This window comes from Bradyrhizobium sp. SZCCHNS3052 (genome assembly GCF_032484495.1).
Lineage (GTDB): Bacteria > Pseudomonadota > Alphaproteobacteria > Rhizobiales > Xanthobacteraceae > Bradyrhizobium.
Window position 1 is genome coordinate 560,604 of the sequence record NZ_JAUETB010000003.1, and the last position, 13,467, is coordinate 574,070.

The 13,467-nt window shown below is 63.6% G+C and carries 13 protein-coding genes and 1 tRNA gene; 9 read left to right on the forward strand and 5 right to left on the reverse strand.

Going from position 1 to position 13,467, the window contains the following annotated elements:
• The first annotated feature begins 25 nt into the window (after positions 1 to 25).
• The 3 genes from QX073_RS14165 to QX073_RS14175 all read left to right on the forward strand — a co-directional run bounded on the left by QX073_RS14165 (position 26) and on the right by QX073_RS14175 (position 1,402).
• Complete coding sequence (locus QX073_RS14165; protein WP_316166538.1) at positions 26 to 661, forward strand: class I SAM-dependent methyltransferase; 636 nt, start codon at positions 26 to 28, stop codon at positions 659 to 661.
• 76 nt (positions 662 to 737) lie between these two features.
• Positions 738 to 1,088: a hypothetical protein gene (locus QX073_RS14170; RefSeq protein ID WP_316225905.1), complete on the forward strand. Its 351-nt coding sequence runs from the start codon at positions 738 to 740 to the stop codon at positions 1,086 to 1,088.
• 237 nt (positions 1,089 to 1,325) lie between these two features.
• Positions 1,326 to 1,402 (forward strand) — tRNA-Met (locus QX073_RS14175).
• Here the strand turns inward: QX073_RS14175 and QX073_RS14180 are convergent.
• Positions 1,359 to 3,029 carry a recombinase family protein gene (locus QX073_RS14180; protein WP_315714387.1) on the reverse strand — a complete coding sequence of 557 codons (1,671 nt, stop codon included), beginning with the start codon at positions 3,027 to 3,029 and terminating at the stop codon, positions 1,359 to 1,361. The two genes, QX073_RS14175 and QX073_RS14180, sit on opposite strands and share 44 nt — an antisense overlap.
• On the opposite strand from QX073_RS14180, the gene QX073_RS14185 reads away from it, so the two are divergent.
• Entirely contained in the window at positions 2,974 to 3,237 is a 264-nt protein-coding gene (locus QX073_RS14185) for a hypothetical protein (protein WP_315707331.1), read from the forward strand. The two genes, QX073_RS14180 and QX073_RS14185, sit on opposite strands and share 56 nt — an antisense overlap.
• A gap of 218 nt (positions 3,238 to 3,455) precedes the next feature.
• Here the strand turns inward: QX073_RS14185 and QX073_RS14190 are convergent, their stop codons facing one another.
• Positions 3,456 to 3,731, reverse strand: a complete 276-nt coding sequence (locus QX073_RS14190) for a helix-turn-helix transcriptional regulator (protein WP_315707353.1) — start codon at positions 3,729 to 3,731, stop codon at positions 3,456 to 3,458.
• Positions 3,732 to 3,833: 102 nt separating this feature from the next.
• Complete coding sequence (traA, locus tag QX073_RS14195) at positions 3,834 to 6,845, reverse strand: Ti-type conjugative transfer relaxase TraA (RefSeq protein WP_315827668.1); 3,012 nt, start codon at positions 6,843 to 6,845, stop codon at positions 3,834 to 3,836.
• A 169-nt stretch (positions 6,846 to 7,014) separates the two neighbouring features.
• Here traA and QX073_RS14200 point away from each other — a divergent pair, with 169 nt between their 5' ends.
• Positions 7,015 to 7,341, forward strand: coding sequence for a conjugal transfer protein TraD (locus QX073_RS14200; protein ID WP_315706518.1), 327 nt, complete (start codon positions 7,015 to 7,017; stop codon positions 7,339 to 7,341).
• Between the two features lies 1 nt (position 7,342).
• Positions 7,343 to 7,612, forward strand: coding sequence for a conjugal transfer protein TraD (locus tag QX073_RS14205; RefSeq protein WP_315706517.1), 270 nt, complete (start codon positions 7,343 to 7,345; stop codon positions 7,610 to 7,612).
• A gap of 94 nt (positions 7,613 to 7,706) precedes the next feature.
• On the opposite strand, the gene QX073_RS14210 is transcribed toward QX073_RS14205, so the two are convergent.
• Positions 7,707 to 7,904, reverse strand: a complete 198-nt coding sequence (locus QX073_RS14210) for a tetratricopeptide repeat protein (RefSeq protein WP_315706516.1) — start codon at positions 7,902 to 7,904, stop codon at positions 7,707 to 7,709.
• A 274-nt stretch (positions 7,905 to 8,178) separates the two neighbouring features.
• Here QX073_RS14210 and QX073_RS14215 point away from each other — a divergent pair, with 274 nt between their 5' ends.
• Together QX073_RS14215 and QX073_RS14220 are read left to right on the forward strand one after the other, a co-directional pair.
• The gene (locus QX073_RS14215) at positions 8,179 to 9,486 is read left to right on the forward strand and encodes an MFS transporter (protein WP_315706515.1); all 1,308 of its coding nucleotides are present in this window, start codon (positions 8,179 to 8,181) and stop codon (positions 9,484 to 9,486) included.
• Between the two features lie 105 nt (positions 9,487 to 9,591).
• Entirely contained in the window at positions 9,592 to 11,064 is a 1,473-nt protein-coding gene (locus QX073_RS14220) for a carboxylesterase/lipase family protein (protein ID WP_315706514.1), read from the forward strand.
• 27 nt (positions 11,065 to 11,091) lie between these two features.
• Here the strand turns inward: QX073_RS14220 and QX073_RS14225 are convergent, their stop codons facing one another.
• Positions 11,092 to 12,090: a LysR substrate-binding domain-containing protein gene (locus tag QX073_RS14225; protein ID WP_315706513.1), complete on the reverse strand. Its 999-nt coding sequence runs from the start codon at positions 12,088 to 12,090 to the stop codon at positions 11,092 to 11,094.
• Positions 12,091 to 12,364: 274 nt separating this feature from the next.
• On the opposite strand from QX073_RS14225, the gene QX073_RS14230 reads away from it, so the two are divergent.
• A complete protein-coding gene (locus QX073_RS14230) occupies positions 12,365 to 13,459 on the forward strand; it encodes a hypothetical protein (protein WP_315706512.1) in 1,095 nt (364 codons plus the stop codon).
• Positions 13,460 to 13,467: the final 8 nt, after the last annotated feature.

The window sequence follows — 13,467 nt, forward strand, 5'->3', positions numbered from 1 at the left end:
AGCATCCATCATTCAGGGCAGGGGCATGGGGGACATCGACCGCGCGGGGGTCGAAAAGGCCTATGAGCGCTGGGCGCCGATCTACGATCTGGTGTTCGGCAAGGTCTTCGATCAGGGCCGCCAATCGACCATCGCGGAAGCCGATCGCATCGGCGGCCGCATTCTCGACGTCGGCGTCGGCACCGGTCTGTCCTTGTCGGACTATGCCCGGACCACGAAGATCTGCGGCGTCGATATCTCCGAGCCGATGCTGCGGCGGGCGCAGGCCCGCGTGCGCGAGCTGAAGCTCCTCAATGTCGAGACGCTCGCGGTGATGGACGCGAAGCATCTCGCGTTTCCCGACAATTTCTTCGACGCGGTGGTCGCGCAATACGTCATCACCGCGGTGCCGGATCCCGAAGCGACGCTCGATGATTTCATCCGCGTGCTGAAGCCGGGCGGCGAGCTGATCCTGGTCAACCATATCGGCGCCGAGAGCGGCCCGCGCCGCATCTTCGAGCTCGCCTTCGCGCCGATCGCGCGCCGGCTCGGCTGGCGGCCGGAGTTCCCCTGGGCCCGGCTGGTGAACTGGGCCGCAAAGCATGGCGGCGTCACGCTGGCCGAGCGCCGGCCGATGCCACCGCTCGGACACTTCTCGCTCATTCGCTACCGCAAGGGCTGACCGCCAGATCCTCTGGCCGTGCGCTTTGCCACGCCATCCGCGCGGAACGCGAACGCGGGGTTTGCGTTGCCCCGCCATGAGCATCAGGCAATCCTTGTTCCTCTCCTTCGCACTGGTCTCGGCCGCGGCTGCGGCCCACGCCCAGGCGCCGCCGACGGCGGCCACACCTCCGCAGGCGACGGCGCCGGCCCCCGACGCGAATGCCGCCTGTGCGCCGAATGTCCGCGCGACGGCGACGCCCGACGGCATCACCACCGGCAGCGCCGGCGAGCCGCTCGGCGACAAGCTGGCGAAGACCAACGGCGTGTTGTGTCCGCCGAGCGGGGTCGATCCGGAGATGCACGCGCCGACCCCGGAGGGCGGCACGACGCCGGTGATCCCGCCGCCCGGCAGCCCCGGCGGCAATCCGAACGTGCAGCCGAAATGAGCCTCTTGTGAACTGCATTGCCTAGCCCTCGCTCCTGGCGCACATGTCGGCCTGTGGCCCTCGACGACCGGCGAATACATGCGCAAGGCCTTGGAGAGTCGTCCGGAAATCCCCTGGTGCGAAAACCGCTGCTGCCCGCGAGCTTTGCTTGACAGGGGCGGAGACGCCTCCTTATATGCCGCCCGTTCACAAGGCCCGGCGCCCGCTTCGACCGGTCTTGCCTTGATCGAACATCGTGGCGGGGTAGCTCAGCTGGTTAGAGCACGGGAATCATAATCCTGGGGTCGGGGGTTCGAGTCCCTCCCCCGCTACCACGCGTGACCCACTATTGTAGCTGCCGTCTGGGAACACTCCTTTCCCGAGTAAAGCAGCTAGCTTTCCCTTCACTTCGATCTCAAATCCTTCCCTGGGTCCCTTCGGGTAAATCGTGACGCTGTGCACGAGAGCCCGGAAATCGTCGATGAGCGTGCCTCGGTCGTCCTCGGCAATGGCGTGGTCCGCCAAGGTTTCCGCTAGCGCATCGACGGTTGCGACATATCGGTCCAAGGTTGCCGGGTGAAGGGCAACCGGAACAGGCGCTTCCTCGAGCGCGGCCAGTTCCGCCTCTACCCGCTCTCGCTCCTCTTTGAGCTCGGCGATGCGTTGCCGAGCGTCGTCCTCCGAAATGACGTATCGGACGACAAGATCGATGTTGCGCTGCCGCTCGCCCTCGATCCGATCGCGCTTCGCCTCCAGGCGCGTGCGTGTTGCGGCGGCGTCTCCGGCAAGGCGCTCTCGTTCACGATTATAGTTGCGCACATAGGTCTCGATCAGCCGAGGATCCTTCAGTTCTTCGGCCATGCCGCTGAGGACCAGATTTTCGACGTCGCGAAGGTACAAGATTCTGCGGTTCGAACAGCTGCCGCTTTCGCGCACGGCCGAGCAGCGGACGCGGGTCTTGCCCGTTTTGTCCCGGTCATGCACCGACAGGCCGGATCCGCAGCAACCGCAGCGAAGAAGTCCGGAAAGCAGATGTGGCGTTCGGCGCTTGACGTGGCTGGCGAGACGGCTCTTCTGCGACTTCAACAGATGAGCCTGTTCCCAAATGGACTGTTCGACGATCCGCAAATGGGGGGCTTCGATGCGCTGCCACTCGTCCGGCGGATTGGGCCGAGACAGCCGCTTTCCGGTGTCGGGATCTTTGACCATCCGGACCTTGTTCCAGACGATGCGACCCGCATACAGCTCATTGAAAATGAGGCCGTTCCCGCGCTGCGCGTTGCCGTTGATCGTCGATGCATTCCACCGCGGGCCTCGCGGCGGACGAATTTCCTCGCGATTGAGATCCCGCGCAATGTCGCGAGGTGTTCGTCCGTCGGCATAAGCGGCGAAGATGCGCCGAACGACGGCGGCCTCCTGCTCGACGATTTCGAGCTCGCCGGGTTTGCCGGCGACCGCACGATAGCCATAGGCGCGCCCGCCAGCGTGGCGGCCATCGCGTATCACGCCGGCCATACCGCGCCGGACTTTCTTCGCGCCATCCTCGCGTTGCATCTGTCCGACGAGACCGCGAATCCCTATCAGGATGGAGTCTGCCGTGCCGTCATGCACCGCTTGGATCTGGATCCCCTGAAAGGACAGCCTCTTGTGAATTCCGGCGAGATCCTCCATGTCGCGCGAGAGCCGATCCAACGCCTCCACGACTACGACATCGAATGTGTGCAGGCGTGCAGCATCCATCAGCTGCATCAAGCCATCGCGTCCAAAAACCGAGGCCCCAGACCGGGCCTTGTCCTCGAACGTAGCGACGACTGAGAGCTGATGACGCGCCGCATAGGTCCGACACAAAGCGATCTGATCTTCAGTCGATCTTTCGCTTTGGAGCTCGGTCGAGAATCTGGCGTAAATGGCTGCGCGCTTCATCATGAACACCATTGCTGCGGCACCGAGAGTTGACCGCATCAAGATGGCATTTTGTCAGCGGCTCTCTTTCCCGCAGATGATCGCGCCTCGCATCGGCAATCGCAAGCGCTTCAACGAATTTGGCCAGGGCATTGTCAGTTTCGGCAACACAGCCTGTTGCCCGATGCGATCCCTGTCCGGTCTTTTGTCGCGCCATCTCAACAGGATGCTGCGCGGGGAGAGCCGAGGCGAGATCGGGGAACGATGAAGCGTAGCATTGGATAGAATCGAGAACAGAAACGTCGTTTGGATGCGGATCGCTTTGACCTTGGGCACTGTGCCTGCCGTCGGCACAGTCAAAAGAGGGGTGTCCGGAAACGGAAGAGGATCGGAGACGCGCTCGCCGTTTAGGATGCGCTGGCGAAGGAAAGGGTCCGGGATCGAAAGTGGGCGGTGTATGAAGTGAGGATACGAGAGCACGAGTCTTTACGTTCTGCGGCCGGTTGAAGGATCGGAAATCGAGCTCACCGCGGCTTCCTCGAATCGACCTTCCGCACGCCATCCGGCTGGATCTGCGATCCATCGGTTTATATCGGATTCATGCCAGCCCGAACCGTTGCTGCTGATTTTGAGCTGGGCCGGGAACGTGCCCTCGGCGATCTTGCGGTAGATTGTGGACCGGGACAGCCCGGTCCTGGTGAGGATGGTCTTCAACCTGATGATCTGGTTCGCGCATGGCCGTGATGCCCTTCGCTGGTCGATTCTGAGGTGTTGTGAGACCAGAGAGGCCAAACAGATGCAGGCGGACAATAAGAGTTCGCGCGTTGCCAAGCGTGGCGTAGAGCCGGCGGCAAACGGGATGGGTCAAATTCCAAGGCTTCGGCCTCTGCCGAGATCGATGCCATGGACGAAGGCCAGATCCTGGCCGAGCCGGCGGCCTGATTCGAATGCAATGCCGAGATCGTTCTTGCGACCGGCGAGAATGGATTCCAATTGCGGGTCGCGTTCGAGACTTTTCGCCATGTCGCCCATCGCGGACCGCGTGGCCTTGTAACCGGACATGTCCCCGGCCTGATATTGTCGCTGACTGGTGTGCTCGAGCTTCTGCCAGCGCTCTACGAAGCGATCGGCGCGGCGGCTCGGATCGGTGCGCAGTTCAGTCTCGAGCTGGAGCGCGCGGATGGCGCGGTTGAGGCGTCCGCCAGCGGCCTCGCGGGCCAGCTCGGGGTTCTTCTTGTAGGCGGCCTCAGCGTCGTGGGAGCCATAGGGGCGCACCTTTTCGAAGGCCTGGCGGGCGGTCTGTAGCTCTTTGACCTGTTCGGGGCTCGCTCTGCCGCCCATCTCATGCGCTGCGAAGATCGCATCCACGGCGCGAGCATGGCGCACCAGCGCTCGGGTCCGCACACGACGGGCTTCCGCTTCGGGATCTTGCGCCACGGTCCTTGCCGGCACTTCGGCTTCGCGCCGGTCGGCTGCCGTGCCGCTGTTTTCTTTTTCGGGGGATCCCCGCTCGGGCCGTCGTCCGCCATCCCGGTCGAGCACCTCTCCAGAAACGCTAAGGCCGTCGAACATGCCGCGCAGCGTCTCTGGCACGGCCTTGCGCACGATCTCGGCCACGCGCTCGCGGAACGTGATCCCGCGCCGCTCGGCGTAGCTCTGGACGGGATCGGCACGGTCGTAATCCAAGGCCATGTCCTTCGACCGGTCGCGCGACAGAGCACGGTTGAGCCGATCCGCATCGGTAAAATCGTTGCGGCCATAATGCAGGTCCACGCTGTCGCGATGCCGCGACAGTGCGACATAGCTGCTGTGGGCGTCCATGCCGGGCGTTGCCAGTACATGGACCCGGTCGACCGTCATACCCTGCGCCTTGTGGATCGTCGCGGCATAACCGTGGTCGATCCGGTTGTAATCCTTGAGGTCAAAGCGCACGGACCGGCCATCGTCGATCTGCACGGTCATGGATTGCGCGCTGACCAGTTCAATGGTCCCGAGTGTGCCGTTCTTGACACCAAGCCCACGCTCGTTCCGCAGGAACATGATGCGGTCTCCGCCGGCGAAGCTTCTCGCGCCGCGCTCGACCGTTACACCCACCTCATTGCCCAGAGCGCCGGCGGCCCGCATCCGTCCGCGCGCCGCCTCGTTCAGCGCGCGCACCTCGTCATTGGTATGGGTCAGGATGATCCGGCTCCGGTCCGGCGATACCTGCCGGTCGCGGTCCCAGCGCGCGATCAGATCGCCCCGCGCCTGCTCGCGGGTTATCGCCTCATGCACCATGCCGTTGGCCCGATAGGCTTCTAGCGCATGGCCGACCTTGCCGGTCGCCAGATTGCGCGTGGCGTCGCGCTGCCAGTCTTCGCGCTGACGGCGTATTTCGCCGATCTCCGCCCCGCCGTGACGCTCATGGATCGACCGGAAAGCTGCGCCCGCCTCGATGGCCTGCAGCTGCTGCGGATCGCCGACCAGCACGACCTTGGCGCCCGCCTCGGCAGCACGAGACATCACGCGCTCGAGCTGGCGCGTGCCGACCATGCCCGCCTCGTCGATGACGAGCACCTCGCTCGATTTGAGTAGATCACGGCCCTGCTCCCAGCCATGCTCCAGACTGGCAATCGTGCGCGACGCAATGCCCGACCCGCCTTCGAGGTTTTCTGCTGCAATGCCGGACAGCGCCACGCCCCGGACCTCGAAGCCGGCTGCTTCCCACGCCTCCCGCGCCACCCCCAGCAGCGCGCTCTTTCCTGTCCCGGCATGGCCGACCACGACGCTGAGACCGCGTCCATCCGTGACGTGCGCCAAGGCGTCAACCTGCTCGGATGACAGCACCAGGCCGCGTGCTTCCGCACGCGCCAAAGCGGCCTGGCGATCCTCGTCGCGCACCTGGTGGCGCTCCCGTTCTGCCATCAGCTCAGCGGCCCGGTGCAGGCGCCGTTCTGCTTCGATCATTCCGCGGGTGGTGAACCGATCCTCGCCGCGAGCGTCCTTGCCGAGGTCGACTAGATCTGGCGCTCCCTGCATTGCGCCCAGCACTTCATTGAACTGGTCGAGCCCGTCACTGTGCCGATGCGCAAACTTTGCGAGGTCACGGCGTGTGAAGGTCGATTGCTGTTGGGTGATCGCGTCCAGTCCAAGGGAGGGATCGGCGATGATCCTCCTGCCGTTGTTTCGCGCGATCTCGCGGTGCATCTCGGCCCGGTCAGCCTCAGCGCCCTCGCCTCCGCCTCTCCGCCCCTCAATGCGCTTGGCCGGTGCGCCGATCTGGCTTTGCGGCTCGAGCGCAATGCCCTGGGCTTCCAGGCTGCGGTGATCAATCCGCGCGTCGATGTCGAGCTCGGCCAGCCGCTCGTTGGCAATCTCCGCCCAGCGTTCGCGCCAGCGCTCGACCATCTCCGTGCGGTTCCACTCTCTCACCTTCTGACCAAAGCCGTTCTGATCGACCGAGCGCATTGTCAGCATGACATGGGCGTGCGGCTTGGGCAGGCCGTCTTCGGCCCTGTCCCAATGCACATTAAGATCGGCGATCATGCCGCGACGGACGAACTCGCTCTGAACGAAGTCCCGAGCCAGCTCAATGCCCTGCGCCTCAGTCAGTTCTCGCGGAAGGGCGAACTCGATCTCCCGGGCCAGCTGGGCGTCCTTGCGGACTTCGAATGCTTCGACATCGTTCCAGAGCCGCTCGCGGTCACTCCACGCCTCCGGCGCATTCTCCGGCAGCATCACCTCGGAATGGACGACGCCGCGCTTGGCCGAAAAATCCTGCTCACGGCCCAACCGCTCGTCGCGCAGCCGCGAGCCCGAGCGGTAGGCCGCCGATGCCACCGCGCTGCTCCCGGCCTTCCGGCCAATGACCTTGACGTGAAGATGATAGATCGCCATCGCGAGCAGAGCATCTACACAGCGAAGCGTACGTCGGCACGACGTATAAGCGCGCCCTCCCTCGAAAAAATCTCGGGAGGGATTATCCCATCTCAGCTCGTCCTGACGACCTTACGGCAAGGCGCCGCTAGCCGAGTTATCATTTCTCCGCCGACGTAGGGAGACGACAATGCGCAAACCAAGGGACTTTGATGCGGACCTGAAGGCACTCGACGACAAAGCGCACGAGCTTAAAACCCGCAAGGTGCGGCAGCTAGGCGAGCTCGTCATTGCCACGGGAGCTGACGCGCTTAGCGCAGACGAACTCGCTGGTGCGCTGATCGTGCTGGTCGAGACCAAGGAGGCCGGAAAGAGGGAGGCATGGGCCAAGCGCGGCGTCTCGTTCTTTCAAGGACGGTCGATGCGGAATGCGCCAGCAACTGACCGCGACGCTAATGTGGTTTCGACGCAACCGAGCGGCGCGCAACCGGCAACAAGCCGCAAGGGCACGGCGTGACATGCGCTCTTGGCAGATCACGCGCCGAAAGCGCACCCGCCATCTCATCGAACTCGGTGGCCTCGTCGTCAAAGCCGGTGTCGTGGAGCAAACCGGCGATGATCGCGCCATCATCTATGGCGCGCTGCTCTGGGTTGCTGACAAACTCCAAAGTGATCAGCGCGAACGGGCGCGAGCGCTATGGATGGCAGAGGGGAAGCGGGTGTTTGAGGCGGAAGCGGCGACACCAGACAAGAACGATCAAAATGGCTCAACACCAAGCAAGAGCTGAAACTCTGCCTGCCCAATCGCCAGTGTCCTTGACGCGCAATTGGCGGCTGTGCGGTGTGAGCTTGAGCCGGCGAGAGGCATGGCAGCAATGCCGCTTAGCGCTCCGGCAAGCCGGCGGCGATCATCAGCTTGATCATCCGATCGGCGGCCTGGACGAAGACCGGGCTGGTGTTCTTCATCGGCGGTGCAACGTTGAGGGCCGTCGTGCCAGGCCGCAACCTCAGGCCCTCCTGCATGGCCGCCTTCGCCTCCTCGGTCCGGCCCAACTGCTGGTAGGCCGCCGCCAGATTCATGTGCGGTCGCCCCGAGGCCGCGGTCTGCGCCGCGACGGTGGTCGGCGCTTCGTTGCTCAGGCTGCATCAGGGCCACGACGGTCTGATTGGCAACGACCTCGTCACCAGCAACGTCGCCATGCTTGAACATGTCTTCAAGCCAAGTGAGGATCACGGGCTGCGCGTAACAGCTCGCGTCTCAATTATAGAACCGAGCATCCCATTCCTGGAGCTGGACAGCTAGTTTGGAAACCCCTTGAGTTTTCCCCAACGGGATTGGTGTGGAGGCAAAAGGGTGAAGGGCGTAGCGCAAGCAAGTCCGCTAGGAAGCGAAGGCGAAGAATGCGACTCCGGCGTCAACGACACCAGCACGCGCCTTGGGAGCACGTCCGCTGAACGTGTATCGAGATCAGCCTGGATCGCGATCGCGCTCAGCTTCGCAGCGGTCCTGCTCGACGGGCTTGATACCAGTTCGATCGGCGTGGCGGCTCCCGTCATCGCAGCCCACTTCATGGTCTCGCCGGCGTCGCTCACACCTGCGTTCGTGCTGACGAGCGTCGGCGCCGTGCTCGGATACCTGGCGTCCGGCCCGCTGGTCAGCCGTTGGCAGGCGCGTCCTGTCCTGATCGCAAGCGTGGCGGCGTTTGGCGTTCTCTCGCTGGCAACGCCGCTTGCGGGTTCCGTGGAGCAGCTTGCAGCGCTGCGCCTGATCACGGCTATTGGGCTCGGTGCAGCGTTGCCGTCGGCGATTGCCATTGCGACGTCGCAATGTCCGCCAAGGCTGAAGGAGACGGCTGCCGTCATCGTCGGGACCGGGCTCGCCGCCGGCGGCATCCTGGGCGGTGTGCTCGGTGCAGTCCTGACCGCGCGTTTGGGTTGGCAGTCCATCTTCATCATCGGCGGTGCCCTGCCGCTCGGACTCTCCCTCGTTCTGCTGTTTTGGTTACCCAGGCTGACCGCCGCGCGCGATCCGTTGTCGACCAATCAACGCGACCTGCACCTGGGCGGTTTGAAGCTGATCGGAGATCTGCTCGCCACTGGCGTTGCGAGCCGGACCGTCAGCCTTTGGATATTCTCCTTTCTGATCTTCGCTGACGGCTACGCACTGGTGTTCTGGCTGCCGGCGCTGCTCGTCAAGCTCGGATTCTCGACCGAATATTCGCAGCTTGGCATCAGCTTCTTCAGCGCCGGCGGCCTGGTCGCCAACGTCCTCGTGATGCTCCTCGTGAGCAGGCTTCCGATTGCGCGTATCCTGGTGTCGGCCGTGACCCTTGGGGTCATGTCTGCGGCGGGGCTTGCGGCGCACGACGTGGTCCCGCTCGGTGTCTGGCTGCTGATTGCCGGAACCGGTGCAGGTCTGATCTCCTGCAGCGTGGGGCAGTCCGCTCTCGCTGTCGCGATCTATCCCGAAGCGCTTCGCACCCACGGTGTCGGCTTCTCCGCTGCCGCCGGCCGCATCGGCTCGATCGTTGGGCCCGCGTTCGCAGGTCTCCTCGTTTCGAAGGGTGTTGCGCCGAAAGCGATCTTGCTCGCGGCCACGCTTCCCGCATTGCTTGCGATCTTCGCTCTGCTTCCGCACTTGCGGACGACGGAGCGGTCATGATGCGGCGTTTCAAATCTGGAACGCTGCTCGCCATTTTCGGACGCTGGCTGCATTTGGTGAGAGAGCTTAAGCCGTGGGGCCGGGAAGTGCCTTGTCGGAATAGGAATGACCGCTGTGGAGCATGTTGAGCTGGAAACGCCGTTTGGTCGGCTGCGCGGCGCGCGATCAGAAGGAGTGACCGCGTTTCGGAGAGTTCCGTATGCGGAAGCCCCCGTCGGCCCATTGCGCTTTGAGATGCCGTCAGTGCCGCCGCGATGGGGCGGTGTTCGCGACGCCGTCGCGGCCGGGCCGATTCCTCCGCAGAATCCGTCGCGTCTCGACGTGGTGATGGGGACCTACGACGTCGAGCAAAGCGAGGATTGTCTCCATCTGGACGTCTGGACCGGTCATGCGGCAGGCGACCGCGCTCCGGTCCTGGTGTTCATTCATGGCGGCGCCTTCATGACCGGAGGCGGATCGCTGCCTTGCTACGACGGAGGCATCCTCGCGAAGGACAATGGCCTCGTCGTTGTCAACGTCAGCTATCGGCTCGGCATTCTCGGCTTCTTCCCGCATCCCGGCCTCGGCGGTCTGAACCTCGGCCTGCACGACCAGGTCGCAGCGTTGCGCTGGATAGCACAAGCCATCAGCGTGTTCGGCGGAGATCCGCAGCGGATCACGGTGATCGGCCAATCGGCGGGCGCATTCAGCATCGCGGCCCTTGCCGGCATCGAAGCTGGATCGGGGCTGTTCAACCGGGCGATCCTGATGAGCGCGCCGGTCGGCGTCAAGCTGCGTACCGTCGAACAGTCGCGACCGGTCGCCAATGCAATCCTCGATGTTCTCGGCATCGCCGCTGACGAGGTCGACAAACTCCGAACGATCCCGATTGGTCGCGCCCTCGAGGGCTTGCGCATGCTGCAAAGGCGGCCGCCGGCGACCCCGGGAGATATCACGCCTCCCTTCATGCCGGTTCTGGATGATGCCCTCGTGCACCGCGATCCCATCGAGTCAATTCGAAGCGGCGGCGCACGGTGGTGCGACATGATGATCGGCTTGACGCGCGAGGAGTATGCCGCGTTCTCGATCTCGAATCCGTCGCTCGACGAACTGTCCGATGATGCGCTCGAGGACGTGATCCGATCCCAGGGGGACGACGACGCAAGTGCGACGCTGGCACGGCTGCGTTCCTCGCGCGTGCCTGCGACACCTCGCATGCTCCTGGGCGACTTCTACAGCGAACGGATGTTCACAAAGCAGAGCCTGGAGATCGCCGCCACGCAGTCCAGCCTCGGTCGAAAGGCCTTCACCTATCTGTTCGACTGGCAGGCGCCCGTTCCGGGCCTGGGAGCCTGCCATTGCATCGATCTTCCCTTCCTGTTTGGCAACTTCAACATCTGGCAGTCGGCTGCCATGGTCAAAGGCGCGGACCGGCGCGAAGTGCAGGACCTGAGCCGCCTCTTCAGAGGCTCGATCGCCGCGTTCGCGGCAGCGGGAGACCCGAACGCGCGCGGTCTCCCGGAATGGCCCGCCCACGCGGCGGATCAGGCGGTCCTGCATTTTGATCGCCGCATCACGGCATCGCGATACATCGCCTGACTCGAGCAGGAACGGCCGGGAGTTCTCTCAACGCCTGGCCGGTCTGGGCCTGCGCTTCTTCACGGCGCGTTGGGATTTGCGCCTCACGGCGGACGCCGGACCCGATGGCTGCGGACTATCGGACGAGCGCAGCCTGTCCTGAAGAAATTTGGCGAGACCGGCGAGGAACAAACGGCCGGCGACCGTCAGGGATCGGCGCGAAGGATAGAGCGCATAGAACGTCACCGGTGGCGGCGCCCAGTCGGGAAGCGGCAGAACGAGCCGGCCATCGAGCAGGTCGGCGTCGCACATCGGCATCGGCAGTCGCGCGAGACCGAGGCCGCGTAGCGCAGCCTGGCGAATGATGTTGAGGTTGTTGGCTGAAAAGTTGAGCTTGACGTTGATCTCCGTCGTCGCGTCGCTTGCGCCTAACAGACGCCAGCGCGCCATGAAGCCGTCGGCGCCCCATCCGACGCCCGGGAGGCCTTCGAGGTCTGCGGGGGTCGTGCGCGGGCCGAGGCGCGCCATCAGGGCGGGCGCTGCGACTAAGCGGTAAGGCGCTGTCGCGAGCTTCTGGCAGATCAATTCGGAATCCGCCAGATCTTCGCGCACAGGATGGATTGCGAGGTCGTAGTGATCGATCTTCGGGTCGAACGTCCCTTTGGTGTTGTCCAAGGTCAGGCGCACATCCGGATAGGTCTCGGCAAACTGGATGGCAAAATCGGCGACCAGAATCTCGGAGAGGACGGCCGGGCAGGAGATGCGCAGCATGCCCGAGGGGCGGTTCGTGCGGTCCTCCGCAAGCGCCTTGATCGCAACCAGCTCTTCCCTGATCTTCTGGCTCCGCTCGTAGATAGAGAGGCCGATTTCAGTCGCCGCGAAGTTGCGCGGGCCGCGATGAACGAGATGCACGCCGAGCTGACTTTCGAGGTCGCCGATCCGTCTGCTCAAGCTCGACTTCGGAATGCCTGTCTTGCGGCTCGCCGCCGACAGGCTGCCGGCCTCGATGATTTCGACGAGAAGTGTCAGGTCATCGACCGTTCCCATGAGTAATCCTCTGCGGAGATCTCAGACAGAAGTCCGGATTCGATGAGACGATCGAAAGCGGCACTCCAGCAAGCAGGTCGTCGTTCCAATCCTGGAACGTGACTGTACCGATTGCCGGACTTTTTGTCCCGCGTCCACTGCCTATGCTGTTTCACCGAACTGAACGGGGCGGTTCGAGGGACAACACGCCGGACCACGACAGCGTCTGATGTCTTGGACCTGGGCTTAGAGGACATTGGAGGGGGACTTGAGGCATCATATTCAGCCATTACTCATGGCACTGGCTTTTGCGTCGTGCGCAAGCGCGGCAGCTGTCGCGGAGGATTTGCCGGTCAAGGCAAAGCCAGCGGCCTCCGGTCAGCCATTCTTTTCGCTGATCGATGATCGCCTCACCTTCTCCTATATCCCCAAGGCGACGGACCCCGGCGTGTTCTCCAGGAATCCGGACGGGTCGCTCAACAGCACGACCGCGATGCAGGTCTACTCGTTCACGCATTTCGACATCTGGCAGTACGGTACGAACTTCCTGAACATTTCGATGTTCAAGGCGGACCATAACGATCCCGCCAGCCCCTGCACGAACGCGGGCGTCGTGGTCAATCCGGGCACCGGTGTTGCAACACCGGCCAATTGCGCGGGTGCAATCTTTTTCACCGGTCAGAGCCGTTCGACATTTGGCTGGAATGAAATCTTCGATACCAAGGCGTTCACGGTCGGCCCGCTCCGCAACATCTCCTTCGAGGTCGGTTTGGACCTGAGCACGTCGAACTACTATCGCGCCGCCGCTGCGCAGGCCGTATCGGCCGGCCTGCAGTTCCAGTTCGATCTTCCCTACAAGGGTTACGTCAACGTCGCGCCGCTCGCGACATGGATCTACATGGCACACATGGGATTCCTGCAGTGCGGTGGTGGCTTTGCCCCTCCGGGGCCCGGCGTGAGCTGTCTGCCCGACGGCAACCGGCGGTATCAGCCGACCTGGGCGATTGAAACGAACTACTACATGGACCTCGGCTTCTTACCCGAGAGCATGCGCTATTTATCCATCAGCGGCCGCGCCCAGTTGCTCGGCGCGCTCGGCCCCGAGAACAGCCCACTTCCCTATAATCCGCTGCCCGTCGCGGCGCCGGCCAACTCCATGACCAAAGTCTCACTCAACTCCGAGCCGATCCGCCTTACCTTCGATGCCTCCAAAGCGATGTGGGGCCCGAAATTCTCGCACTATCTCGATGTCTGGGTGGCCTATCGCTACTGGCAGAACAAATACGGTCTCGATCACAATGTCAGCAAGCTCTGCACGAGATCGCCAGGGGTGAGCAACAACACCTGCACCGAATCGAGTCTGTCCAGCGGCATCAGCGTGAAGTTCTAGTGCGTCGA